This is a genomic window from Shewanella sp., assembly GCF_041630135.1.
Classification (GTDB): domain Bacteria; phylum Pseudomonadota; class Gammaproteobacteria; order Enterobacterales; family Shewanellaceae; genus Shewanella.
This window is the reverse complement of record NZ_JBFKLW010000059.1, coordinates 1-26,967: the sequence shown is the minus strand read 5'-3', so window position 1 is coordinate 26,967 and position 26,967 is coordinate 1. Positions and strand designations below refer to the sequence as shown.

At 51.4% G+C, this 26,967-nt stretch carries 21 protein-coding genes; 9 read left to right on the top strand and 12 right to left on the bottom strand.

The window, feature by feature from the left end:
• The 4 genes from ABYK60_RS14705 to ABYK60_RS14690 form a co-directional block, all read left to right on the top strand.
• On the top strand, positions 1-912 hold a 912-nt coding region (locus ABYK60_RS14705; protein ID WP_372872774.1), incomplete at its 5' end, for a lipocalin-like domain-containing protein.
• A gap of 180 nt (positions 913-1,092) precedes the next feature.
• The gene (locus ABYK60_RS14700; protein WP_372872773.1) at positions 1,093-1,398 is read left to right on the top strand and encodes a DUF3144 domain-containing protein; all 306 of its coding nucleotides are present in this window, start codon (positions 1,093-1,095) and stop codon (positions 1,396-1,398) included.
• Between the two features lie 844 nt (positions 1,399-2,242).
• Positions 2,243-2,647: a hypothetical protein gene (locus ABYK60_RS14695; protein WP_372872772.1), complete on the top strand. Its 405-nt coding sequence runs from the start codon at positions 2,243-2,245 to the stop codon at positions 2,645-2,647.
• A gap of 93 nt (positions 2,648-2,740) precedes the next feature.
• Positions 2,741-3,133 carry a hypothetical protein gene (locus ABYK60_RS14690; protein ID WP_372872771.1) on the top strand — a complete coding sequence of 131 codons (393 nt, stop codon included), beginning with the start codon at positions 2,741-2,743 and terminating at the stop codon, positions 3,131-3,133.
• A gap of 135 nt (positions 3,134-3,268) precedes the next feature.
• Here ABYK60_RS14690 and ABYK60_RS14685 read toward each other — a convergent pair whose 3' ends face one another.
• From ABYK60_RS14685 to ABYK60_RS14675, 3 genes are all read right to left on the bottom strand, one after another.
• On the bottom strand, positions 3,269-4,210 hold the full coding sequence (locus ABYK60_RS14685; RefSeq protein WP_372872770.1) for a hypothetical protein: 942 nt from the start codon (positions 4,208-4,210) through the stop codon (positions 3,269-3,271).
• Positions 4,210-4,968: a hypothetical protein gene (locus ABYK60_RS14680; protein ID WP_372872769.1), complete on the bottom strand. Its 759-nt coding sequence runs from the start codon at positions 4,966-4,968 to the stop codon at positions 4,210-4,212. The genes ABYK60_RS14685 and ABYK60_RS14680 overlap by 1 nt, the downstream gene beginning before the upstream one ends.
• Positions 4,969-5,421: 453 nt before the next feature.
• The gene (locus tag ABYK60_RS14675) at positions 5,422-6,519 is read right to left on the bottom strand and encodes a hypothetical protein (protein WP_372872768.1); all 1,098 of its coding nucleotides are present in this window, start codon (positions 6,517-6,519) and stop codon (positions 5,422-5,424) included.
• A 1,026-nt stretch (positions 6,520-7,545) separates the two neighbouring features.
• On the opposite strand from ABYK60_RS14675, the gene ABYK60_RS14670 reads away from it, so the two are divergent.
• On the top strand, positions 7,546-8,280 hold the full coding sequence (locus ABYK60_RS14670) for a substrate-binding periplasmic protein (RefSeq protein ID WP_372872767.1): 735 nt from the start codon (positions 7,546-7,548) through the stop codon (positions 8,278-8,280).
• Positions 8,281-8,458: 178 nt separating this feature from the next.
• Here the strand turns inward: ABYK60_RS14670 and ABYK60_RS14665 are convergent, their stop codons facing one another.
• Positions 8,459-9,649, bottom strand: coding sequence for a class I SAM-dependent methyltransferase (locus tag ABYK60_RS14665; protein WP_372872766.1), 1,191 nt, complete (start codon positions 9,647-9,649; stop codon positions 8,459-8,461).
• 162 nt (positions 9,650-9,811) lie between these two features.
• Entirely contained in the window at positions 9,812-10,924 is a 1,113-nt protein-coding gene (locus ABYK60_RS14660) for an endonuclease/exonuclease/phosphatase family protein (RefSeq protein WP_372872765.1), read from the bottom strand.
• 226 nt (positions 10,925-11,150) lie between these two features.
• Between ABYK60_RS14660 and ABYK60_RS14655 the strand changes: the two genes are divergently transcribed.
• Together ABYK60_RS14655 and ABYK60_RS14650 are read left to right on the top strand one after the other, a co-directional pair.
• Positions 11,151-13,172: a DUF3857 domain-containing protein gene (locus ABYK60_RS14655; protein WP_372872764.1), complete on the top strand. Its 2,022-nt coding sequence runs from the start codon at positions 11,151-11,153 to the stop codon at positions 13,170-13,172.
• 9 nt (positions 13,173-13,181) lie between these two features.
• Positions 13,182-14,300, top strand: coding sequence for a hypothetical protein (locus tag ABYK60_RS14650; RefSeq protein WP_372872763.1), 1,119 nt, complete (start codon positions 13,182-13,184; stop codon positions 14,298-14,300).
• Between the two features lie 111 nt (positions 14,301-14,411).
• Here the strand turns inward: ABYK60_RS14650 and ABYK60_RS14645 are convergent, their stop codons facing one another.
• Positions 14,412-15,086: a nitroreductase family protein gene (locus ABYK60_RS14645; protein WP_372872762.1), complete on the bottom strand. Its 675-nt coding sequence runs from the start codon at positions 15,084-15,086 to the stop codon at positions 14,412-14,414.
• A gap of 178 nt (positions 15,087-15,264) precedes the next feature.
• Between ABYK60_RS14645 and ABYK60_RS14640 the strand changes: the two genes are divergently transcribed.
• The gene (locus ABYK60_RS14640) at positions 15,265-16,932 is read left to right on the top strand and encodes a diguanylate cyclase (RefSeq protein ID WP_372872761.1); all 1,668 of its coding nucleotides are present in this window, start codon (positions 15,265-15,267) and stop codon (positions 16,930-16,932) included.
• Between the two features lie 83 nt (positions 16,933-17,015).
• On the opposite strand, the gene mrcB is transcribed toward ABYK60_RS14640, so the two are convergent.
• From mrcB to ABYK60_RS14625, 3 genes are all read right to left on the bottom strand, one after another.
• Entirely contained in the window at positions 17,016-19,340 is a 2,325-nt protein-coding gene (gene mrcB / locus ABYK60_RS14635; RefSeq protein WP_372872760.1) for a penicillin-binding protein 1B, read from the bottom strand.
• 12 nt (positions 19,341-19,352) lie between these two features.
• Positions 19,353-21,863, bottom strand: a complete 2,511-nt coding sequence (gene hrpB / locus ABYK60_RS14630) for an ATP-dependent helicase HrpB (RefSeq protein WP_372872759.1) — start codon at positions 21,861-21,863, stop codon at positions 19,353-19,355.
• Positions 21,864-21,942: 79 nt separating this feature from the next.
• Positions 21,943-24,135: a putative bifunctional diguanylate cyclase/phosphodiesterase gene (locus ABYK60_RS14625; protein WP_372872758.1), complete on the bottom strand. Its 2,193-nt coding sequence runs from the start codon at positions 24,133-24,135 to the stop codon at positions 21,943-21,945.
• Positions 24,136-24,223: 88 nt separating this feature from the next.
• Here ABYK60_RS14625 and thpR point away from each other — a divergent pair, with 88 nt between their 5' ends.
• On the top strand, positions 24,224-24,772 hold the full coding sequence (gene thpR, locus ABYK60_RS14620) for an RNA 2',3'-cyclic phosphodiesterase (RefSeq protein ID WP_372872757.1): 549 nt from the start codon (positions 24,224-24,226) through the stop codon (positions 24,770-24,772).
• Between the two features lie 28 nt (positions 24,773-24,800).
• Here the strand turns inward: thpR and ABYK60_RS14615 are convergent, their stop codons facing one another.
• The 3 genes from ABYK60_RS14615 to ABYK60_RS14605 all read right to left on the bottom strand — a co-directional run.
• Entirely contained in the window at positions 24,801-25,283 is a 483-nt protein-coding gene (locus tag ABYK60_RS14615; protein ID WP_372872756.1) for a GNAT family N-acetyltransferase, read from the bottom strand.
• A 131-nt stretch (positions 25,284-25,414) separates the two neighbouring features.
• The gene (gene nqrF, locus ABYK60_RS14610) at positions 25,415-26,632 is read right to left on the bottom strand and encodes an NADH:ubiquinone reductase (Na(+)-transporting) subunit F (protein WP_372872755.1); all 1,218 of its coding nucleotides are present in this window, start codon (positions 26,630-26,632) and stop codon (positions 25,415-25,417) included.
• A gap of 13 nt (positions 26,633-26,645) precedes the next feature.
• Positions 26,646-26,967: Rnf-Nqr domain containing protein (locus ABYK60_RS14605; RefSeq protein WP_372872754.1), on the bottom strand; the 322-nt coding region annotated here is incomplete at its 5' end.

Below are 26,967 nucleotides of genomic sequence, written 5' to 3'. Positions count from 1 at the left end.
CAGGAGTGGTGGTATCTCACCGCCAACTTAACAACCGCGGCCGGTGAGCCGTTGGGGCTGCAATGGACCCAGTTTCGGGTCGCGCTCAAGCCGCAAACCGCCGTTGAGCAAACCGCTGACGACTGGCAAAGCCCGCAGCTGTGGTTTGCCCATGCGGCAGTTACCCGCCAAACCGGCCATATCGCCGCCGAAAGGTGGTCACGTGGCCACCCCGGACTTGCCGGTGCCGGTGGCGAGCCGTTTGCAGTGCATATCGCCAACTGGCGCTGGCAATCACAAACAGGCGCGCTGTTTCCCGCAAGCCTCACGGTGGAGGCGGCTGATGGCGATAAACCACTTGGGTATCGGCTGACACTCTCAAGCAGGTCGCCATTGCAGCTGCAGGGAGATAAGGGCTACAGCGCCAAGAGCGCAGATGCCGGACTGGCGTCCCATTACTACTCGGCGCCCTTTATCGATATTGAGGGTGAGGTGCTGCTGGATGGCAACTGGCAGGCCGTATCCGGCCAGGGCTGGCTCGACCGCGAATGGAGCAGCGCCTTTTTAGGGCTTGCCCAGCAGGGCTGGGACTGGTTTGCCCTGCGCCTCGACGATGGCTCAGCGCTGATGCTGTTTGCGCTTCGAGAGCAAAACGCCAAATCCTTCACCCATGCCAACCGCATGTGGCCCGATGGTCGCAGCCAGCCGTTTGAGGTCATCGCCATGACGCCCCTTGAGTATCACCTGGGCTATCCGGTGGCATGGCAACTTACGCTGCAGGATAAGAGCACGCCAAACACCAACCTTAAGCTCAAGGTCGAGGCCCTCAATCCCGATGCCCGTATGCAGCTCAGTATGCGCTACTGGGAAGGCCCGGTAAAAGTCAGCGGCAGCCACAGCGGCGAAGGCTATATGGAACTGACCGGTTATTAAAGCTGGCAAACAACGCACCTGTATCACCCCAATCTGTGACACAGGCGGCTGTCATCTGGCACCAAATGGCTTAGGGTAGAACACACCCTATGGCGGCGCAGCACCTGCTGATGCCGCTGTCCGCCTACCAGTCGCTGCACTCGCTACGCGAGCACAGCCCCACATTGCAGGAATTACCCTATGGCAGATAAAGACACCGAGAGCCAAAACGCCTTTTACGATCGCGTTAGCGAAATGATTAAACTGGCCAACCAGCAGAACCAAAATCCCGAAATTCATACCGGCGAGATCAGTGCTTCCTTTATGTGGGCCGTCGCCCGCTACAACGCCTGGTTTGCCTCCACCAGTTTTGAAACCCAGGCGCAAATGCAGGCCAAAAAGCAGGAAATGATGGATTACTACATGGAGCGTTATAAAGAAATGCTCGATGCTAATCTGGATGATTATATTGAGAATTTTGACCACTATCGTTCCACCCAGAAGTAGGATGGCTGAGGCCCCGACCTGCTCTGGCGTTTCACTCTGTGTCGCTTTGTAAGCGACGGAACATCGAAGCCTTCCAGGCTTCACCGGGCTGGACACAGTGCAGTTTTATGCCAGTCCAGTTTTGCCAGCAGCATGTGGGGTGTTTGATTAGTCGCTTTGCAAGCGACGGTAAGTCGTGGGTCTCCGACCCACACCCGGGGAAAGGGGGCAGTATCGACTTGCCCCCTTGTCCAATCCCCCAGCGACCCGCGACGAAGCGGAGAGCTCCTTGGGCATTCACGCTCTTATGCTATCGCGTCAGACGCTCATCCTTGATTCGACTGACGCTGCCTCGGCATCCATGCCTCGGCTACGCAACGAACGCACATGCCCTCGGCCGCTTCGAGCGGGATTGGTGTATCAATCAACAAAAGTCCTTTAAGTTTCATTACTCCTTTAATAGCGTAATGTAAGAGTTGTGGGTGTCCTCACTCTCTCGCCAATATCTCAGCTTGCCCGTTTCACTCAGCCCAACATCCAAAGCGGCTTCGAAGGGGAACAATTCTATGACCCAGATATCCCGCTAAATCTGAGATAACAGGAAACGACTCCTGTTATCGCATACGGCATATTCACGCTTATCTGCTGAACAGCTAAAAAGTGTCGATTTTACAGTATATTGCTGATAAGGTTTACCCAATAAGCGTGACTGGCAGCGCGAGATAAAGAGAGCTATCAACTTGTCCGTACAGTTATCTATCCATAGAGGATTTAAGTAGCAGATTTTGTGGTTAAAACAGATGGATAGCGTGATCGCGAAAAAATGGATAAACAGGCGCTCTCGTTATTAAAATGTTAAATGCCTATGAAAACCGCAGCGCTTATTTTTTTAACAATATTTTCCATATATAGCTACGCTGGTGATAAGCCATGGGTAGCATGGCTAATATATCCAGCCAATAAAAACTCAGCCGCAGTTGAAATGTGGCCAAACAATAAAGGGTTTATCTGGAAATTATTAACGCATGAAAATGAATTACTAACATCTATACAGCAACCAGAAACCCCCGATGGCTACACATATAATCAAGGCGGTTGTTCCATAGATGGCACTTACCGCTGGGACGTAATAGTTTCAATCAAACATCGTCCAGATCGGCCAACATCCAACGACTATTACCAAGTTTGGGTGCCATCTCCGGAAGAGAAATCGTTTAAACTAATTCACCCAAAAACAGTTGAGTGCACCAATGAAGGTTATGGCATTTAACAAGGCGCGGCACAATCGCGCAACAAGTTGCGCTGGACTCGCACTTCGTGCTCGCCTGTGCGCGCGGCGTTAGCAGTCCACTAGGAATCAACCATGGAATATCAAATAAATGGAGATGAGCCCAAAATCATTGGTAAGAAGTGTGGAGGACTTTACCTTATTCAGCAGCAGGAAGGTGAATCAGTAACTGATCCAGCCAACACCATTTTTTTAAAATTTGATTCCGTATGGTCCAAGCTTTGTTTCGATGGTGACACCATATTTTGGCGCCATGAGGTTCCATCTGAGCCAGTAAACCATAACATTGGAATATGTCTGGCGTTGCTAAACCTATGCGAATTAGACGGCGTGGTTGGTAGTGATCTAAATAAAATTCAATATTCTGGGAATGGCGAGGTTGTCTCAGCTGAGTTCAATTTCAGTAGTGGTAAAAGCTTAAAGTTTATTCACAATTGCTATGAAGATTTTACAGCCATCAACTGCTAACAAACGGCTCAAATCGACCTCCACTGCGTTGCTCGTTTTGCGCTTTTTCGCTACGCTAGCGCAAAACAATCAACTCAGTTCCGGCGATTTAGCCGGGCGTTATGTTGCAGGGAGGATACCCCCCCCTGTGTATATTTAATCTTCGTTTATTGAGTCGATTAATTTGTTGGCAAGAGCTGTACTAATGAAGGTAGCTAAAGACAAACTAGACAAAGAAAGCGAAGATGCCTTAACAGACGACTCCCACCGACTGAGTTCATCGTCTTTCATGCTTTCTTCTGGTAATTGTAAATAATTACCAAATCGTTTTCTGTAATTGCTAGTAATTTTTTGATGGTCAGTATTTTTCTTTATGTCAATAGCCAAACTTAACCAATTTCGAACTTCAGGGTAATCTAGGTTATTCTTTACCATGTTTTTAGGGAATATATGTTCATCTATGCTAGTGGACATCAATTCATTAACGCTAGCGTAAGCACAGATATTTTTATGTTTTTTATATGCAAAGTTTAAAATATCTTTAACTAGTAGATCGAAACTATTGTTTTTCTCATGATAACATATTTCAAATAAATTCTTATATGATTTTTTAGAATCATATAATGCCAGCCTAGTTTGGTTTTCTTTGCTTCTTGCATTACATTCTTTAGCATAATGTCTCATTACATTTGCCAAAGATTGCCTTAATAAATAATCTCTATCTTTTAAATCTCCCAAATACTCGGGTTCTGATAGAGTACAGAAATCATCAGCAGCTTTGAAAAAGTATGGATGGTCTATGTATTCACTAGCACTTTGTCTTAAAAAGCGACTTAGGTATGTTCTATCACCAAAAATATAACTTCTACGGTCAAATCTAGCACAATAGATTGCACTATCACCTACTGTAAAGTACTCTTCAACCCCACCTTCGTAACTATCGAGACGGTCTAATTGCACTTTATCGAAGTCAATAATGGTATCTTTCTCGATTATTTGAACGTACAAACTCCCATCGTTTTCAAAGACCGGAGTGCTAAATCCAAACTTTGATGATGAAGGTGCTATGAAACCAAAAACTTTATAGGCATTAGACATTATATAGCTCCTCCCAGAGAAAGGTATTCAGATGTTTTGTTCAGTATTACATTGGTCATAGCACTAGGAGATGACCGATAAACTTCATATGTAATTGGTTCTATATCATGATCCATCAAAAGGTCACTTACGCTTTCATCTGCTAACATCTCAGATGGCATGATGATCGCTTGTATAGCACCGCTAGTAATGTCTAAAGCTTTTTCTGTCTGTACTTCGATTGTTGAACATCTATCATCAATTCTTTCCGCTCCAGTATAGTTAACTAGTCTAAGAAGTGACTGGATTTCGGTGTAGAGTGGAGAAAGAGAAGATGCATCAAGTATTGAACGACCTTTATAGTAGTTGCTGTTACTTCCATAGATGTATTCAACAAACTTTTTAATGAAGTCATAAGAAGGTTTAAGTTCAAATCTCTGCATCGGCATTTTAGATGACATATGTTGTTGATACAGGTCTGCCTCAAAAGCGCCTGTATCAAATGGATATACTCGTTTCAAAGCATCTAGGCTTTCTGGTTTTATGATGAAACAGACAGGGAATAGTTCTATCATACTTGAACAAGAGCTTTCTTTAACTCTGTAAGCTGGCCTGCCGTAAAAGTAATACACAAGGCTTTCGTTGAAAACTGGACACAAAGTCGCTGATATTTCTTGAGACTCGATGATTCCAAGAAATCCGATACCATCACAAGTATGCATAAGCGGTACTAGTTCTAGCGTCATAGGCTGTTTATCAATGTGCTCTTTATATCTCATGTTCTGCTTTAGTATATGAAAACTGCATCAATGATATCATTTAGTTACAACATAACAAAGCATTTAAGAGTGATTCGCAACGCTTGGCGCTTTCGCTTCGCTCAAGTATAGCCAAGCGTCGCTCACACCTTAATGCGGCGTTAGTGCCCAAGGAGAAATAAGCATTGATCAAATCTGAAGCAATTGGAAAGCTCGAAAGTTTAAAAGAGAGAGCTAATCAATTGGCCGGTCTACGCCGAGGAAGTCAGGACTTTAAAAAGTGGCATAGACGAAAGACAGGACAGCCATAACACTTTTGCCGAGGAATACAGCAAATCCCACTCGAAGCGGCCGCAGGGCGTTTGAGCACATGGCGTAGCTGAGACAGGACGTTGAAGCACGAGGGTCGAGCAGGATGCGAGTCTCTCGTGAAGCCATTGGGCTCAAAAACGCCCAAGAGAATTGTGGGCGTCCTCACTCTTTCTTATTAATAAACTGACTTTCATACCAGTCCTTTATATTAAGCCCCTGATAATATTCCGGGGCAAAATACAAACAATACTCCTCTTGGAAATTATTTATATTTTGCACAACCAAATTATCAGCCAGTGCTGATTGAAGATTTGCATCGGGTATTTCACGAAACTGATTCATGTACTCATTAGTTTGCTTAAAATCAAAATCTATGCCGTCAAAAGCAACGTGTTTCACTTCAAGCCTCATCCTTTCCTTGCTATCCTTTTTAATGAAATACTTCTGTGACAAATAAAGGTAGCACATACCCAATCTCGATGAGTTAATTTCTTGGATAAAAACAACTGGCTTAGGAGTTATTCCAAACTTTATGTGATAATAGTCCGACAAGTGATTAAGCTCATGAAGCATAAGTGCTAACTGAGCTTTAGTTTCCATTACACTGGCTTTACCTAATGGTAAAAATAACACTTTAGGAAATTTCTCTTTATTAAACTCTATCTTATATAAATAATCATCATCATCCAAAGGAACTAAAACTATAGTCTCAATTGGTAGGTTTAAGAAATTAAAAGCCATATTAAATAGAGTTATATCGAACTCAGAAATATTTTCAGGCACTTTCCCTTCTATGAAACTTACTTTTTTAACACCGTCATACTTGGTGGAAATCAGCCTATTTGACACAATATCACTTTCAGTTATGATTTTCGAATTTCCTGGTGTATACGCCTCCCCTTTCATATACATCACAATATTTTCATTCGGATAACGATATACAGCGCCGCCAGCAAAATCGAATATGGCTTTATCTTCATCAACGGCTTTATCTTCTTTAGCGGCTTTATCTTCTTCAATATTATAGCGAGGATCGTAAGTATTGCTGCAGCCAGAAAGAATGCTAAACGAAGAAATTAACACAAAAATTAAATAAGAAATTTTATAGGGCATAATTACTATCTTTGGCATGTTAACTAACACTTTCAAATGTAAATTGCCAAGTAAAATGGGATTTTTCGACGCCATCCTTTGGCTTGGCCAAAATAATAAATTACAACCTGGGAAGAAAGAAGACGGTAAACGTTGTTTAATATTCACACAAACTCCATTTGATAAGCAATCCATTTATGTTTGGCTATGTATATTTAACTAGCCACCGCCAACGCTAACATTTGACTTTCATCAATGCAACATTTCGGGTTGAGCATATGAAAGTCGGGAGAATTGTTGAAAAGGAGATAAAGGAGTCGGAGTGAATTAAAAACTCATTCGTTTTACTAAAAAAACATCAAAAATGTCTTCGAAAGACAGGCGAAAGACAGGCGAAAGACAGGACAGCCATAACACTTTTGCCGAGGAATACACCAAATCCCGCTCGAAGCGGCCGCAGGGCGTTTGAGCACATGGCGTAACTGAGACAGGACGTCGAAGCGCGAGGGTCGAGCAGGATGCGAGTCTCTCGTGAAGCCAATGGGCTCAAAAACGCCCAAGGGGCTTTCGACAACTGCTCCTTGCGTTGTTCTACCTCCAACATCCATGTTGTCGTCCGCTTCGTCGCGGGTGTCCTTGGGGATGCAAGGGGTGTTGGACAAGCAACACCCCTTGCCCGTAGGCGGACTGGCGAGTGTCGCGCAGCGACATGTTCACGAACGAGAGCCATGGATGGCGAACTGGCCGTTGTACAAGGATGTATTTGGCCACGACCTTCGCCAGGCGCAGCTTGGCATCTATCTGAACTTTCAGCCGCTGCAATAGGCAAGATGAAAAGCGTGAGACCACCCACAACACTTCTGTTGAAGAATAGCCCCCCACCGAGGCGGCCGGGTAATGCCAATAATGGCGCACAGAGTCAGGTAAAACTGAACGGCTGTGATTTATAGGGATATAAATACAGCAGTCCGCAGCAGGAGTTGTCGGTGTCTGCGCTCTGTTAGTTAAGCGCTGCCAATACGGTTTATCCCAGACCAAACAAACACAAAGCAATGATTCTGCCACCCACTTGGCATAGTGCGCACCAAACACAACCAACACATCTCAATTGCAGTCTAAAATAATCACTATGCATTGCGACCCAGCTTCTGCTTGGTCGCAGCTAGTTTTCTGTTTAATAAAAGGGAATTAATCATGCTCAAAGGCACCTTACTCTCTCTGTTGCTGCTAAGCCCACTGCTCCATGCTGCAGAGCCGCCCATCACCGACATCCATGTCGTCAGCGATGTATGGACTAATGCAACAGAGAAAAGTGGCCGCGGCCTCTATTGGGATATATTAAGGTTGGTGTATCAAAAAGAAGGTATCGCGCTTAAATTTGACACCATGCCTTATGCCAGAAGCGTCAATAAGGTTATGACCAATGCTGCTGACGCCTGGGTTGGCGCATCACCCAACGAAGTTCCACAAGCCATTTTCCCGAAATTACCGCTGGATGAAGACCGTTATTATGCCCTGTATCTCAAGGGGAAATTGCTCGACTGGCAGGGAGAATCAAGCTTAGCGGGCAAGAACGTGGGTTGGAGCAAAGGCTATGAACTGGATAACTATCTGCAGGTTAAGGTCGTAGTGAATGAGTTTGTCAAACTGAAGGTTGGTCTCAATCGCCTGCAAAGTGGCGAACTGGATTTCATCATCGATGCCCGTTATGACCTCGAACAGGAAATGCTGCAGGAAAATATAGACCCCTCCGCATTTGAAATGCAAAAACTGATAGTGCTCCCCACCTATGTTGCCTTTGCCAATACAGAACGGGGACGGGAACTGGCCGCTATATACGACAGGCAAATGTCAGAGCTGATAAAATCTGGCGCTATTCGCAAACTGTTTGAAGAATATCAGTGGCCAACCTTCCCATTTGAAGACTGATTTCAACCGCGACGCCCATGCAGCGTAATGAAAAGTGTGTGGACTGGCATAAGACTTTAACTAACATCCTGCCATCAAAACAAAAGGCCTGTCCGGTTATCTGTAAAACCAAGACAGGCCTTTAAATCATCTGGCTATGGCGTACCACATCAATTCAAGTACGCCCCTTATCACATCTTTACCAAACTCTGGCAACCAGCCCCTTGAGGTAGAAGCCTTCGGGGAAGGCGGCGCCGATGGGGTGATCCGAGGCCTGGCTCAGGCGCTCGATAAACTGGGCGTCGCGGCCGGCGTCCAGGGCGGCATCGGCAACGATTTTCTGGAACAGGTCTGCAGGCATCAGGCCTGAGCAGGAGAAGGTCAGCAGGGTGCCACCTGGCTTCAAGAGCTGCATGGCAATCATGTTGATGTCCTTGTAGCCGCGGCAGGCGCCATTGAGCTGGGCCTTGTTGTCGGCAAACTTGGGCGGGTCGAGCACTATCACATCGAAGGTTTTGCCTTCGTCGCGGTATTGACGCAACAGCTTGAACACATCGGCTTCGCTGTAGGTAACATGGCTGTCATCGAGGCCATTGATGGCCATGTTATGACGGGCAGTGTCCAGCGCCAGGGTGGATACATCCACGTTTTCAATGCTGGCGGCACCGGCCTTGGCGGCATACAGGCCAAAGGTGCCTGTGTAGCAGAAGCAATTGAGTACTGACTTGCCTTCCACAAAACGGGCAGCCATGGCGCGGTTGTCGCGCTGATCGAGATAAAAGCCTGTCTTGTGGCCCTTTTCCACATCAACGGCAATCTTGATACCGTTTTCTTCAATAATCAGTGGCATGGCGGGCAGTTCGCCGTGCAAAAGCCCGGTAACCAGCGGCAGGCCTTCTTTCTTGCGGGAGTCCACATCAGAGCGCTCATAAATGGCGCACCCGGGGAACTGCTCGGCCAGCACAGACACCAGGGTCTCGCGCCAGTAATCAGCACCGGCTGAGAGCAACTGACATACAAGCACATTGGCATAGCGGTCGATGGTGATGCCGGGCAGGCCGTCGGACTCAGCGCCAATCAGGCGGTAGCCGGTAAGGCCCTTTTCGCGGATAAGCGCATCGCGGCCAGCCTGGGCACGGGCAATGCGGCGGGCAAAAAAGTCACGGTCGATGGCTTCGTTTTTATCAAAAGTCCACACCCGCACCTGAATTTGTGACGTCTCCGACCAGGCGCCACGCCCCAGCCAGCGGCCATCGTGAGCCACCACATCCACGGTTTCGCCGTTTTGCGGCTTGCCCTTGATGTTATGTATACCGCTGTTAAACACCCAGGGGTGGCGACGGTCGAGGGACTTTTCCCGTCCCGGCTTGAGTTTGATGCGAATGCTCATGAAGATGTCTCGATAACGCCTGATAAGGCGTGTTACAGATAGCAAGCGGCGGTTGACACAACTGCTGCCTAGCGGCTGCCGCTGCCGTGAATGGCGGCTATTTTACCCTGCCTGCGTCACCCTGTTAAGGCCGCCCGGCAGGCATTCCTGCAAAAGCGGGGCTTATAGCAGCTCAAGCCCCACCGCAAGCGCGGCATGATCCGAACTTTCGCTGTCTCGCTCGTACTGCGGGCGGCGCAGGTGTTCATCAAATACCGCAAAGTGACACACCCGCCCCCGGGCGGGTGCCAGGGTGGCATCGAAGTCCTGACTCAGCAGAATGTGGTCGAGCAGGCTGCCCTGGGAGCCAAAATAGTGAGTCGGACGGCGATTGTGGCCTAAATCCTCCAAAGGTTCTGTGATGTGCCGCGCCCCGCTTTGGTGCTCATAGCGCAGCCCTTCCAAGAACAGCACAGAGGCATCTTTCAGGGCAAAGTGGCTGATGGCACGGGTAAAGGCCTGTTCACTGAGACCGCCAAGCCCCGCGCGCTGACGGTCATTGCCGTGAATGGCATTGGCCTCCAGCCAAAAGCCGCCAAACTCGGCGGCATCCAAACCGCCGTTAAAATCGCCCATCATCACCAGGGGGTTGGCGGTTTCATCACGGCGCTTCAGCAGCGCCTGATACAGCAGCATAGCCTCAAAGCCCCGGCGGGCGCGGCTGGCAAAGCTGCCAAGGGCGCGGTGAGCAAGCAGCCTCGGGGTGGCACTCATCCCGCTGAGTGCTTCCGGCTCAAACAGAGGTCTTGGTGATTTAAAGTGCAGCACGTAAAGGTCCAGCATGCCCCAGTCGGTCAGGCTTACTGTGGCTCTGAGTACCTTACGGCCAAACTGAAAGTCGTCGCCCAGCCCCATTGCCGCAACGGCTTCAGGGCAAGGCTCCACAGGTGACACTTCGGCCAGCGGCAAGCGACTGGCAATGGCAACCACGGGGGCCCGGCAGACGTAGTCTTCACAGCGCGGGCTGTCCACTACAGCAAAATGCGGGTAACCCAGCTCCTGCATCAAATCCTTAAGCTCATCAACACTGAACACTTCCTGAAAACCGATAATATCGGCCTCAAGGCTGGTAATGCAGTGGCGCAACCAGTCGCATTTTTTCTGCCACTGAGCCTGGGTATAGATACGATCGAACTCATAGGCCGCCGCTGGCGGAGCCAGAAAGTTAAACAGGTTCAGGGTGGCTATATCCAGCCGCAGCGACCCAAAAACCTGCGCCCGTGCACTTATCGCCATGATGACTGACACCTATGCATGGTTTATCCCTGCCCAATTCAGTTCCGTAGGATTTCAGTGTACACCGCCATTCCCGCCCATGTCACAACGGATGCCGCGCGGCTTGGATGCCACTGAAATTCCTATCAATAATTCAGCAATTTATGCAGGAAAACCGGCTGTTTGTGTTAGGATTTTGTTTCGGCTGGCACAGACAGGTGCCAATTATCACGTAAAGGAACACTCAGTGAACCGTTTGTCTCATTGTCTGCTGCTGGCATCCGTGTATATGCTTTTTGGTGTCGCACTGTGTCAGGCCAAAACCATCAGCTCTGGTGAATACTCTATCGAACTGACCACAGCGCCGGATTGGGTTAAGCCCGAGACGCTGCAACCCATGCCAACTCAGCGTGAAACCAGCCCGATCCACTACAGAATGGTATCCCGCCAGGTATTGGTAACGGCGGAAGCAGACCATTACTTTATGGATCACGCCGCTTACGCAAATAATCATCAGGGCGTCAAAGAGCTGTCCAAACTTGAGCTCACCTTCAACCCGGCCTTTGAGAAACCGCAAATACACAGCATTCAGGTAGAGCGCAACGGCCAGCTGAGCGACAGGCTGGAATCGTCCCGAATCAACCTTATCAACCAGGAACCCGAACTGGTCAATGACCTGTTTCATGGGCTGGTCACTGCCGTGGTGATTATTCCAGACTTAAGAGTGGGAGATACCGTCAGATACCAGTATTCGCTCCACGGCCGCAACCCGGTGTATGGCAGCCAGTTTGGTGCCTATTTCGCCATGGGCTGGGATGCAGGTATTGACCTGCTGAGCCTGAGATTGATTAACGGCAGAAGCCTGCCATTGAAACTGGAGCTGAAAGATGCGCCAGAAGCCATTGTCAGCAATGGCAAACTGGGCACTGAATACCTGTGGCGACAAACCTCTGTACCCAGATATCACCATGAAGAAGGTACTCCTGCAGATGTGGATTGGGCGCCCTATATCGCCCACAGCAGCAGCGAAAATTGGGCCGAAGTGGCAGATTGGGCCCGGGGTCTGTATCAGGGAGACCAGAAGATATCCGAGGATCTGGCAACTTATGTAAAACGGCTTAAAGCCATGGCAGATAAAGAGCAGCAAATTGCCGAAATCGTCAGATTTGTTCAGCAGGATATCCGCTATTTCGGGATCGAGATGGGCCAGAGCAGCCATGTGCCCCACACCCCCAATCAGGTGTTTGAACGCCGCTACGGTGACTGCAAAGACAAGGCAAACCTGATGAACTTCCTGCTGTCACAGGTGAAAGTAACCAGCCATGCGGCATTGGTAAATACCAGCCATGGCCGGGCGCTCCCGGAGCGTCAGCCTTCAGTTGTGCTGTTTGATCATGTAATCAATCTTGTTGAATACAAAGGTCAGTCCTATTGGATTGATGGCACCAACCATGTTCAGGCGCAGGGGCTGCAACAACTGACACAACCCGATTTCGGCTATGCACTGGTACTGCGCCCCAATGAGCAGGGCCTGACCCCGATGCCAGAGAGCCCGCCAGCCAGTGACAATATTGACGTCGAACAATCGCTGATATCCTCGGGATATATGAATCCGGTGGATATGTATGTGGTCAGCCGCTACCGCGGTAAAGAGGCTGACAGAATGCGCTATCAGCTTCAGGGGGTGTCTGCTTTTGACGTAGAACAGCACTACCTGAACTATTACGCCAAGTTATATCCGGGCATAAGACTGCAGGAGCCTGTATTTATTCAAGACTCCAGGGATGGCCGCAATGAAATCCTGCTGCGCGAAAGGTATCAGATAGACAACTTCTGGGCTGTGCAGGGCAATACGGCCAATTTCAACTTGTTCGCCTATAAGCTGAGTGATTACATTCAGTTGCCTTCGGTCATTCAGCGCTCCAAACCTATGGCCATCGCCGGACCGATCACTGTCAACCACACCATTACCCTGGATTTTCCCGAACTGGTAAACGTGCCGAGCGCAGAAAACGATGTGGTGATAAACACCCCCACGCTGACTTACCGTTCCAGCGAGCTTGGGCGCCCGGGCAAACTCATCAGGCGCCATACCCTAGAGCTGAAACAAGACCGCATACCAGCCAATGAAAGTGCACAGTTTTTTGATGCGCTGAAAAAGATTGACCGGGATATCTATTACACCGGCAGTATCAGCGGCGAGATTGCCCAGCCATTAAATCCGGGTGTGGACTATCTGGAACAACACCTGAATACAGGTAACAAATAAGGAGCCATGATGTTCAGACTTTTTTGCCTGCTGCTGTTATCTGTACTCTTGGCAGCCTGTAATTCAACCCCGAAACCCCGGCTGCCGGATACGGTTCCCCACAACCAATCCAGCGACAGAAGCCCGGGAATGGGTAAGCTTGAAACCCAGTACCGATTTGCTGAGCAAATAGCACAACGCCTTAACAGCAAGGATCTGGAGGGTTTCTGGAATCGTGAACTCGTGCTGGAAAACCTGCGCCGCAGCGGGGAAGAACCACTGCATAAAACGGCATTTTCGCAGGTGTTCGAAGATCGTTTTAAAAACGTAATCAACCTGAGCAGCGATTGGCATGTCAGCGCCATTCGCGACGGACAGATACTGCTAAGCGGTTATGTGCAGGACTTGCCGAACGTTATGGTGCTGTATTTCAGCAATACGCCAAACTCATTTACCCCAGCCCTGATTGACTGGCAATTGCAGGACACCTTTGCCAAAGGCAGCGCTGTCTATAACGCCTATATAAAACATGCCCAAACCATTTCCAGCTCAGGTTTTGCGGCCATCACCAACCAATATCATCAGCAACAGCAAATCAGCACTCAGCAAATCATCGAGGTATATCAGCAACTGAGTGATGAGGCCAAGCAAGACGCCATCATTATGGGTGATTTTCTGTCACTGGTGTCCATGACCATTGATGAGCTGCCTGAAGATTTGATGCAACAAATGCAGCATAACTTCCCCACCCTGACCACTGTGAACGCCCAGCCATGGATCGGCGTAGCCATCATGGCCGGAGATTTGGAGACCAGCCGGCAGGCCATTGCCATGGGTAAGGCTCAATACGGCGAAACCATCAGCCATCAACGCCTGGCCAATGCCGCGCTTATGGCAAGCAAAGGTTTCACGGCCGACGCCAATAAAGAGTTTCTCGAATACAGCCGTGCCAGGCCCGAAGACGTTCACGGCTTTATCTTGTACTTCATGTTATTGGTAGAAACAGGCGCCTTTGACGATGCGGCCGTGATCAGGCAGGCAATGCGACTGCAATTTGGGATAGATATTGTAAGTGAAATGCAAAAAACCAATAACTCCGAAAAACTGCGGCAATTTATGTCCAGTACCGCCAACAACACCCGACATTGATTAACGCCACAGAGCCAAACATCAACCCTGAGCCCATCAAGCAAAGAGTCCATTGAGCAAAAACATAAAGCCCGGCAATGCCGGGCTTTAATACGTGCAAAACACTGATATTTACAGGAAAGATGCCACCTGCTCCAATGGCTTCTTCTTTATTGCATGGTCGGGAATAGTGGCATCAGCCGCAGGATAACCTGTCACTATCAACATATAGGGGCGATCCACATCGTTATCACGGCCGCAGATTTTACTCAAAAAGCTCATCGGCTTGGGTGTGTGAGTCAGGGTGCCAAGGCCTGCGGTATGCAGCGCCTGGATTAAAAACCCCGTGGCAATCCCCACAGACTCATGCACGTAGTAGTTGGTTTTGTTTTCTCCTTCATCCACACCGCCGCGTTTTTGGCTGAATACCGCTATCAGCCAGGGCGCGGTTTCCAGATACGACTTATTGGCATCTGTACCCAGGGGTTTAAGCGCATCCAGCCATTCCTGCCCGGCTCGGCCGGCATAAAAGCTTTGCTCCAGTGCCTCGGCTTCACGGCGAATGGCCGCCTTCACCTCCGGGCTGGAAATCGCCACAAAATGCCAAGGCTGATGATTGGCACCGCTGGGGGCGGAAGCAGCCGCCATGATGCAGGTTTCAATGATATCCCGGGGCACGGGCTTATCTGAGAACTTACGGATAGAGTGCCGGCGGCGCAGATTGACAAGATTATCCGAGGCTCGGCGTCGCATTTCGTCTTCAGGATATTCAATATAATCGTTCAGCGGGTGATGTACTTCGGTCATTGGAATCCTGTCCCTTCAGCTGATGAATTTTGTCCGGGCAACCCGTATGACGAGGCTTTCCCCAAGTGAATTGCTGGCAAATATCACACGTTACCGCACGCGTGTGCGTATAAATATACAAATACACGCGCTTTCATTACTATGATTAACATAACTGCAACCAATCCTGAACAGGAAAATGAACCCGCTCCGAGGCATACTGTTATTTATACTGATGCTCTACCCAGTGCTCGTGTGCGCGCAACCGGTTGCTATTTCCGAGCTGCCTGCCACGCCTTTAACCCGTGAATGGATGCAGCTGAAAGAGCATCAGACCACCCTCACGCCTTCCCAGGCTCTGCAGGCATTATATGACGGTAAATTCAGCCCTCATGGAAAAGGGATCCCGAGTTTAGGTATAGGCACCAGCCCGGTATGGCTGGCGCTGGAAATTAACAATGCCCGCCAGACCAGCGTAAAAAGAACCTTTCAGCTGGCAAACGCCTGGCAGGACGATGTCAGCCTGACACATATCCGCCCCGATGCCTCACAGCAACACTGGCAAGGGGGAGATTTGTATACCGCTGACAATCGTTTCTTAACTGTGCCGTTAATCTTCGAGCCCGGTAAGCATATTCTGCTGCTGCGGGTATCGGGGCCGGATCCCAGATTAATCCCCGTCTATCTCACCAATGCGCGGGATACGCAGGCAAGGGACAGAATGGAGGGTTACAGCTACGGTTTTCTTTATGGCGGCATATTCGCACTGCTTGGCTATAACTTTTTGTTGTATATGGGGCTCAACAGTCGCAGCTATTTATACTATTCCCTGTTTTTATTTACTTTTTTATTGCTTAACCTGAGTTATACCGGACATGGCAATCTATGGCTGTGGCCAGATATTGACCATTGGCGCCAGTGGTCAAACCCCCAACTGATGACACTCTATTGCGTTACCGGGCTTATGTTTGCACTCAGGTTTTTGGGCATAGACAAGATCAGGCCCAATATAACCCGCATAGTACTGGCGCTGGCGCTGGTAATGATGCTGCTGCAATGCCTCTCTTTTATGATTAATGACAGGGAGCTTGCGCTTATCCTTGCGTTTGATCTGGTGTATTTGTTCATCCTGCTGATGCCCATACTGGGGGTAATGGCATGGCTGTCCGGTGTCCCCACGGCCCGGTTATTTCTGCTGGCATTTCTCTCCACCATGGTAGGCAGTGGCACCACAGGGATGGCAGTCGAAGGCATTTTGCCACTCAATCAGTGGACTTTCCGCGCTGCTGAAATAGGTATGTTCATCGATGCTGTACTGCTTGCTTTGGCTCTGGCCGATAAATTCCGTCACGCCGAAAAAGAGCGGCTGTTGGCACAGCAGTTGGCTGCAACCGACCCTCTTACCGGCATAGATAACCGCAGAGCCTTTACCCAACGACTTCAGAGCAACTGGGATTTGGAAACAGAGCAAAGAACTCAGGCGCTTATCATGTTGGATATAGATAAATTCAAAACCATCAATGACACCCTGGGCCACGAAGCCGGAGACAAGGTGCTGAAGGAAATAGCCCGCACGGTGCAATATTCCATCCGCAGCCGGGATCATTGTGGCCGTTGGGGCGGCGAGGAATTTGTGGTTTATTTGCCAAACGCGACTGAAGATGAGATCCACAAAATTGCCGAAAGACTCAGGAGCGGCATCGAAGCGTTGCGCTTCCCCGAGATATCCCCCACCCTCAGGGTAAGCGCCAGTGTTGGGGTTTGCCAGGTTCGGGGGCTAAGCCAATATGAAGATATTCTCAAACATGCCGACAACGCCATGTATGGCGCAAAAAATGCCGGAGGAAACCGGATTGTTTTTGCCTGATATGCAGGCCGTTATTGACGCCAAATTGCCGGAACAGGCGAGCCGAAGAAAAGCCCGGTTATACCGGGCTTAGTCAGACTTAATTACCCACCCACCAGTTTTTGCCACCAACTCAGCGGCTGGCCACAGTTGGGGGCCGGGTTCCAGCTACCGGCTTTGGCCGGCAGCGGCAGCGTACCGGGACAGCCCTTTTCCATGGCATTACCATGGAGATCGAAATAAGCCTGCACCACATCGTTTGGCGGGGTCATTCGCAGCCCCACTGGTGGGCGCTGCTCCAAAAACGCCTGATAAATCGCCATGGCGCCACTGGCACCCACTAATTTGGTTTTGCCGTTATCGTCACGCCCCACCCATACGGCGGCCACGTTCCTTTCATCAAATCCGGCAAACCAGGAATCCCGGCTGTCGTTACTGGTTCCGGTTTTACCGGCCAGAGTCACATCGGGGAAAGCCCTTCCCAATCGCACACCCGTGCCTTCTGAAACCACGCGGGTCATGGCGTACTGTGCCAGATAGGCAGCCGCAGGTGCCAGCGATTGTTCCGAAGGCAGACGATCGGCAAGTATTGCTTCGTTATTCATGTCCAGCACATCAGTCACAGTGGAGAGCTGGCGGAAGCGGCCATTGTCAGCGAGGGTCTGATAAATCTGCGCCACCATCAAAGGGGAACCATCCACAGCGCCAAGCAACATCGACGGATAGGGATTAATTGCCTGGCCGCGCCAGCCTGCATCATCGAGGGTGTTAATCACCGCATCCACACCCACTGCTAAACCCAGATTCACTGTTGGCACATTGAGCGACTTATACAGTGCCTGCATCAGAGGCACCCGGCCGCTGAAGGTCTTGCTGTAGTTTTGCGGCGACCAGCTCTGACCATGTTTATTGGTCACTGTCAGCGGCTCATCCTTCAGCGATGTCATCAGGTTATACTGGTTATCTTCCAGCGCGGTGAGATACACAAAAGGCTTCACCAATGAACCAATGGGGCGACGCATTTCACTGACCCGGTTATAACCTTCAAAGCTGGGATTTCTGTCGCCCACCATGGCTGCAATACCGCCGCCGTATTTATCGGTAACCACCATGGCAGCCTGCAGTTCTTTGGTGTCTTTGCCTATCCGCGCCATCACCTCTTTCACGGCTTTTTCAGCTGCTTCCTGCGCGATAGGGTCAAGCGTGGTGTACACCTTGATACCCGACTCATTCAGCAGGCTGTCACCCCAGCGCAGCGCCAGCTCCTTTTTCACCTGAGCGTAAAACGCCGGCATCTTCTGATGCACAGGACGACCTTCCGGCCTCAAGCCCAGCGGCGATTCGGCGGCAATCTTAAACTCGTTGACGCTGATTTTTCCGGCTTCCATCAACAACCGCAGCACCAAATCCCGCCGCTCCAGCGCCCGGTCGGCATAGCGCCATGGATTGTAATAGGATGGCCCCTTAATCACTGCGACCAAAAATGCCTGCTGTGCCAGAGTCAGTTCATTCAGCGGACGGCCAAAATAGAACTGCGACGCCAGCCCCATGCCGTGCACACCGCGGGATTTATCCTGTCCCATGTAGACTTCATTAAGATAGGCTTCGAGAATTTCGTCCTTGCTGTAACGGAAGTCGATAATGATGGCCATCAGGGCTTCGCGCAGTTTACGCACCAACGAACGCTCGCTGGAGAGGAAGAAGTTTTTGGCCAGCTGCTGGGTCAGGGTTGAGCCCCCCTGCACGGTACGCCCGGCGCTGATATTGACAAAAGCAGCCCGCAAAATAGCGAACGGGTTGACCCCGTGATGCTCGTAAAAGCTGCGATCTTCCACCAGTAACAGCGCATCCACCATACTGTCCGGCACCTCGCTGCGGCCAACAAACAGCCGATCTTCACCGTCACTGGCAATGATTCGGTCAAGCAGTACAGGTTCAAGATGAAATACCGCCAGTTCACGCATATCGCTCTGGCGGGCAACATTTTCCACCCCTTGCTCGTCAAAGCTTATCATCACCCTCAATGCTTCCTGGCTGCCCAGAGGATGCAGGAAGGGACGACGCCACAAATCGATACGGGTTCTGGAAGCCGAGAACTCCCCTACCTGACGCGGATTGGCCACCTTGCGATAGCCCAATAGTTGCAGTTCAGCCATCATCTGGTGATGACTGATAGCGGCCCCCGGATACAGCGCCATCGAGCGGCTGTATATCTGTGCCGGCAGATGCCATTTCTGCCCCTCAAATTTACGGGCAATTTGCTGATCGATATAAATACCAAAGGCGGCACAAAGCACCAGCACCACCACTGTGAATTTCCACAAAAACGACCAGATACGCCACAGCACGCCGGGACGGGCTGAGGACTTGCCTTTGGTGCCGCGTTTGGCCGCAGGGCGCTTTGTTGAAGCTCGCTTTTCAGAAGTCATACATTCTCTGCCTCAGGACTGACCCAAGGTCTTTTTCTTGGTGAATTTGGTCGGTAAGGTGTTCGCCGGGTCGTCCGGCCACAAATGTCTTGGATAACGGCCGCGCATTTCCTTTTTCACGTCCTGGTATGGCCCCTGCCAAAAACTGGCCAAATCGGCCGTCAGGGCAAGAGGGCGCTGCGCCGGCGACAACAGCTCCATGGTGAGCTTAAGCCGTCCATCGGCCAACAGCGGGGTGCTGGCCATGCCATAGGCTTCCTGCAAACGCACCCTGAGCATGGCACGGCCATCCTCTTCATAACGAATGGGTGCTCGGGTGCCTGTGGCCATAGGGTAATGGGTTGGCAGAGCCGCGTCGAGGCTTGTACGCAATTGCCAATCAAGACTGTCACGTAAAATGCGCCCTGCATCCAGTTTATTGAACTGCTCAAGGGTGTTGATCTCACCCAGATACGGCCCCAGCCAATGTTCAAGGTTTGCCAGCAACGCCTCGTCATCCACGCTTGGCCAGTTACCGCCAAGCAGGGTTGCCGCCAGCGCCACTCTGCGGCGCAGTTGCAGGGCTACGTCATCAAACCCCAGAATGGCGATGCCTTTCTGGCGGATACGCGCGACCCAGGCGGCGGCCTTAAGTGCCGCAGGCACCTTATCCAGGGGGGTTCGACTCAGCACCAGACTCCCCACAAGCTTCTGTTTTTCTGCTACAAAGCGGCCACGACCTTCATCAAAACCACTGACGTCACGCTCACTGACCAAAAATGCCAGCGCCCCCTCGAACAGACGCACATCCAGTGGCGCTCCAAGCCAAAGGCGGCCAGCACTGCGTCCTTCAAGCTCGCCAAAGTCGGCCGCTACCAACATGGGCTCCAGCGACATGGCATCGGCCTCATCCACAGTAATACCTGTGCCATTGGCCAGTACAAAGCCATCGTTCCCCCGGGCCAAAGCAATACGATCCGGATAGGCCAATGCCAGCAATAACCCGCAATCCCGGGGATGTGCGGCCTTGGCGACAGAAGACAAGTCTGCTTTAACTCCCAGTTTTGCCGCCCATTGCCTGGCCTGCTGTCCTGGCTGACCACCCGATGCCAAGCCAAGGTAATGACTGATATCACTGCCCCTGCGTGGCAGGCCACGACCTTCTACAATCGCTGCCAGCAAACATGCCAAAGGTGCCAGCGAATCATCTGACTCCGCCTTGCCGAGTACCTTGGCCTTCAGCAGCATGTGGGCAAGCCTTGGGTGGCAGCCAAGACGATGTGCCTCACGCCCAAGGGCGGTGAGCTTGTGGTCATCATCTACCAGCTCCAGATCCTTAAGCAGCGTCCAGGCGATGGCTTCATTCACCCACGGCGGCACCGACAGCAACTTAAGCGCAGCAAAGTCACGCGCCCCCCAGGCCGCCGCTTCCAGCGCCAGACTGACCAGTTCGCTGCGCAGAATTTCGGGCTCATCGGCCTTCATCTGGCGCTCGAATTCATCCTGGCTCCATAGCCGGATACAGAGCCCCGGTGCCAGACGTCCGGCACGACCGGCACGCTGAATGGCGGAAGCCTGACTGATACGCTTAAGACCAAGACGGGTCACGCCACTGCGGGGATTGAAACTGGCCTGACGCACAAATCCGCAGTCCACCACCAGAGTGACGCCATCAATGGTCAGACTCGATTCGGCCACGTTAGTGGCAAGCACCAGTTTGCGGCGACCGGCAGCATCGGCGCTGAGAGCCTGATCCTGGGCATTGGCATCAAGCTCACCATAGAGGGGACAGATGGCAAACTCAGATGCACTTAAGCGCTCAGCAAGATAGTCTTTCAGACGTTCTATCTCGGCTTTGCCCGGCAAAAACGCCAGCACTGTGCCCGGGGCAATACCCTCGGGCAATGGGCGTTTCCCGGTGGCGAGATCCATCAGGGTTTTGCCCATATGCGCCTGCCAATCGCCGCCTGCGGGCACATTGGCATATTCCAGGGTGACCGGAAAACTGCGGCCTTCACTCCTGAGTAATACCGCATCAGGCATCAGAGCCTCAAGCGGCATGCCGCTTAAGGTCGCCGACATGGCCAGAATATTAAGGTCATCCCTGAGACCCGCCTGCACTTCCAGCGCCAGCGCCAGCCCCAGGTCGGTACTCAGATGCCGCTCGTGGATTTCATCGAAAATGATAAGCCCTACGCCCTCGAGTTCGGGATCGTCCTGGATCATGCGGGTTAAAATGCCTTCGGTAACCACTTCGAGGCGAGTGTCTTTCGAAACCTTACTGTCACCCCGCACCCGATAACCAACCTCACTGCCAAGGGCACAGCCGCGCTGTCTGGCAATGAAGCTGGCCACGCTGCGGGCGGCCACCCTGCGCGGCTCCAACATAATGATACGACCTGAAACCTCTGGCCAATCCAGCAGCGCCAACGGCAGCGCCGTTGACTTTCCGGCACCGGTTGGCGCCTCAAGAATGAGCTGATTGTGGGCTTGCATGGCTGATTTAAGGTCGTCGAACAGGTCGCAGACGGGCAAGGAATTCAAGGGCTATCCGGCGGGCAACAAACAATGGTCGCCATTGTACTGATTTAGGGAAGGTGCGAACAAGTCTGACGCGGGTACATCAGTCCTTTAACCAAACGGAGCGCTTGCCGCTTTGCAGCGTTGCCAGCGGGGTTGGCTTGCCTATGGCATAACCCTGACCGTAATCCACCCCCAGATCACGCAGGCGTTTACCAATGTCGATGGACTCAACAAACTCGGCAATCACATCAAAATCCATATCGCGCCCCAGTTGGCAGATGGCGTTGACAATGGCCTGATCGGACTTGTTTTCACAGAGGTTTACCACGAACTGGCCATCGATTTTGACAAAGTCCACATCCAACAACTTCAAATAGGCGAAACTTGAAAAGCCCGAGCCAAAGTCATCCAGCGCCAGCTTGCAGCCAAGGGGACGCAGCAGCTCAATCAGGGCCTGAGCCTGTTCCAGCTGACTCACGGCGGCAGTCTCGGTGATTTCAACACAAAGCTTATCCACCAGATCCGGCTCAGTCATCAGGCGCATCTCGAGCCAGGCCATAAACTCAGGGTCGCCAAGGGAGGTGGCGGAAAGGTTCACCGACACCATGTCCAGCTCGCGCCAGACATGGATATGCTGACTGCCCCAGCGCAGCAAATTATCCAGCACCCAGCGATCCACCCGGGAAGCCAGGTTATAACGCTCAGCAGCCGGCAAAAAAATTGCCGGTGACAGCATTTCACCGTTGTCCCTCACCAAACGCAGCAATATTTCCATATGCAAGCCGCCCTCGTCACGAGCGAGCGGCTCAATCAGCTGATAATTAAGCTGAAAATGGTCTTGCTGCAGCGCTTCAATAATGTCCACCGAGGCCGTCATTTCGGTGTAGAAGCGACTCATTTTCGGGTCGGTGGCACAGTAAATATGCCAGCCATTGCGGCCCTGATCCTTGGCCACCCTGCAGGCGGCATCCGCACGGCTCATAATCGAATAAATATCGGTGATATCGGCATCCAAAGACGCAACACCCATGGATACAGAGACACTGTGACGCCTATGTTCCCAACAAAATTCATGCTCAAACAATTGGGTGCAAATACGTTGGGCAATGATTTTGGCAGTGTCTTCATTACAGTAGTGCATCAGAATGGCGAACTCGTCACCGCCAAGACGAGCCACTGTATCGCCTTTACGCACCAACTGCTTAAGCCTCAGTGCCACCTGACACAGGAGTTTGTCACCGGCCTGATGGCCGCTGACATTATTAATTACCTGAAACTGATCCAAATCCAGAAAGGCCACACACACGGGGCTTTCCTGCTCTTCTTTGAGCAATTTATCCAGCATGGCCTCAAAATGGGAGCGATTGGGTAATCCGGTGAGGGCATCGTAATTGGCATGGAATGAGAGTTCATCTGCAAGCCTGTGCTGCTCACTCACATCATCCATCAACATCAGTAAATTACCTGATTCATCAGCCATCGGGCTGAAGCTGACTTTGAACCACTGCTGTGCCATTACAGAAGCTTTAACGGAAATTTCGCACCAGGCTTGTTTTAACACCCCGTCCCGCACAACCTGCAGTGTATCGAGCAGCATTGAGCCTTCTTCCGGCCGCACCAGAGACATCAGATCCTGACCATCTGACAAAGGTAAGTTTTGACGGGCAATATTGTTGAGCAGCCTGACCTTATTGCGCCTGTCCACCAAACCGCAGGCCAGAGGCAGTTGGTTAAACAGCTCCTGATATTTTCGCTCACTTATCATCAGTGCCTGAGCAACACGTGTCAGCTCTGTCACGGCCCCTATCAGCACGGCTGCATTGGTCAGGGTGTCGATAAAACCCGCGGACCATTCGCGGGTATGCTCACACTGCACCGCCCCAAGGGCAATGTGGGTTTCACCAAAGCTCACCGGTGGCAATACCAGCAGACTCTTGACTTTCCACTCCCGCAGAAAATGTTTCTCCTGGCTGGCTGCTGCCGGCAGAGAACCAATATCAGCCAGATTGATAAGCCTGGGCTCACGCATCTGATGCCTGAACCAGGGCATACGAGCCAGCGGCCAGTAGCGAACCTGACCACCCCGGGCAACCGATGGGCGTAAGTAGATATTTCGGGGCGTTACCCCGGGTTGACTGGCGGTATGGGAGAGCACAAAAACACCATCACAATCCAGCCGCGCCGTGATGGTTTGCAGGGCGCGGTCAACATTCTGCTCCAGGGTCGCGAAAGGTACATGGGCGAATATCCCGGCCAGAGCTGTATGCAATGAGTTCGACTCAGGCAACGACATAAACTGCTTTCCTTGGAAATCGCAGCAACTTGCATTCACCCTAGAGTATAGGCAAGGTTTGCTTACCTGAGATAAAAGGTCGGATATTATGCCTGGCAACAAACGATTATTTTTGGGATTCTCCCCGGACAACGCACAAACTGCTTCACTGCAACGGCTGCAACATAAACTTGGGGAAGTAACTGGCACAGGAGTGGATGTCACACCAGCCAATCTGCATATGACACTGGCGTTTTTGGGACAAGCCGATGGCACGCAGGAAGTAGCGCTGCGAAAAGAAATAACCGGGCTTGCCAAACCCCGGTTTCGCCAACAGCTGGATACCCTGGTGCACTGGCCGGGCGCAGGCGTGGTATGCCTGTGGGGCAAGGCAGAGGACAGCGCCCTTATTGAGATGTTTGCCGCTACCCAAAGGATTGCCGCCAAACTGGGCCTGCATCAGAGCGAGCATACTTTTAATCCCCACGTAACCTTATTCCGTAAAGCCAGACAGTTTCAGCCACCTGATTGGCAGCCTGAACCGCTGATACTCACCCCCGACGCGCTGCATCTGTATCAGTCCCAAAGCACTGCCACTGGGGTGCAATACCATATACTGCAAAGCTGGCCGATGACGGAGCAGCATCATGGTGCTTAGTCACGAATATGCCTGACCGCTTTCGCGTTCAGAGATTTTTGTACATCCGGCAGCATTCCAGACTAAACCCACGGGGGCTGTGGTAAAGGGAGGATTGTTCTTCGCCAAAACCACAGGCGCGGTAAAAGGGCACCGCATTCAGGGTAGATTCCAGCCGCAACCTGTTTATCCCCTCTTTCAGTGCCAACGCCTCAATAAAAGCCACCAATCGCTTACCAATGCCGTGCCCCATCATATCGGGGGCAACAAACACGGCCTCAAGCTGAGCTTCCCCCTTTCTCAGCGCCGGATGACTTACATCCAGCATGATGCAGCCCGCAACACCCGCGCCATCTTTCATCACATAAAAGTCCCGGGCCACCACGGCGGTAAAACTCTCGGTCAGTTCACCCTCGGTCCAGCGCGCGAGGCTCAGCTCGTCGTAATAGCCTTTACAGCCTGCAAGAATGGCCTTGTTGCGCAAATCCCAAATCGCCTGTGCATCCTCTGCGTATGCCTTTACGATTTCCATCGGTTTCCTCTGCCTGAAGATAGCCTCACGGGACTAAGCTATCACACTCAATAAACTGAAAAAACGATAAAAAAATCCCCACCGCAAGGTGGGGATTGACAGAAGTCACTGGGTAAACTTATTCGGCAAAATCAGCCGCCAAAGTCATCCAGCAGAATGTTGTCGCGCTCAACGCCCAGGCTTTCCAGCATGGCAATCACAGAGCTGTTCATGATGGGTGGGCCGCACATGTAAAACTCGCAATCTTCCGGCGCCTTATGCTGCTTTAGGTAGTTCTCGTACAGCACGTTATGGATAAAGCCGGTGTAGCCAGTCCAGTTGTCTTCCGGCAGTGGCTCAGAGAGCGCAATATGCCATTCGAAGTTGGGGTTTTGGGCGGCGAGGCCATCGAAGTCTTCCTGATAGAACACTTCACGCAGGGAGCGGGCACCGTACCAGAAGCTCATTTTGCGCGATGTTTTCACCCGCTTGAGCTGGTCAAAGATATGGCTTCGCATCGGCGCCATACCGGCACCACCGCCGATAAACACCATCTCAGCGTCTGTCTCTTTGACGAAGAACTCACCGAAGGGGCCGGAAATGGTTACCTTGTCGCCGGGCTTCAAGTTAAAGATGAAGGACGACATCTGTCCCGGTGGCAGCTCAGGGCTTGGCGGCGTGGCAATACGCACGTTCAGCATGATACGGCCCTGTTCTTCCGGATAGTTGGCCATGGAGTAGGCGCGCATGACTTCGCTATCCACTTTGGACACCAGATTAAACAGGCCGTACTTTTCCCAGTCATCGCGGAAGATTTCAGGAATATCAAAGTCTTTGTAATGCACTTCGTGGGCAGGGGCTTCAATCTGAATATAACCACCGGCCTTGAAATGCACTTCTTCGCCTTCGGGCACCTTGAGCAGCAGCTCCTTGATGTAGGTGGCAGTTGAGCGGTTGGAAATCACCTCACACTCCCACTTCTTCACCCCAAAGATCTCTTCATCAAGCTCAAGATCCATATCGGATTTCACCGCCACCTGACAGGCCAGACGGCAACCCTCTTTGGCCTCTTTCTTGGTGATGTGATCAAGCTCGGTAGGCAGGATATCACCGCCACCGGATTTCACCTTCACCCGGCACTGACCGCAGGTACCGCCGCCGCCACAGGCAGAAGGCACGAAGATGTTTTTACCGGCCAGGGCGCCCAAAAGCTTGCCACCGGCGGGCACGGCCACACTTTTATCGCTATCGTCGTTGATACGCAGCTGCACGTCGCCGCTTGCCACCAACTTGCTGCGGGCAATCAGGATGACCGCCACCAGGATGCACACCACCACGGTGAACATGCCCATTCCAATCGTCATTTCCATGGATGTTCCTCCGTTACAGGCTGATACCGGCAAAGGACATAAAGCCCAGCGCCATCAGCCCTGTGGTGATAAAGGTGATACCAATGCCCTGTAACCCTTCGGGAATAGCATTGAACTTGAGGCGCTCGCGAATACCGGCGAGCAGCACAATGGCCACTGCCCAGCCGGTACCGGCACCCGCGGCAAACACCGCAGACTCGGTCAGGGTGTAGTCGCGGTTGGCCATAAAAATCACCCCGGCGAAGATGGCGCAGTTTACCGTCAACAGTGGCAGGAAGATCCCCAGGGTCTGGTACAGCACCGGCATAAAGCGGTCGAGCACCATTTCGAGGATT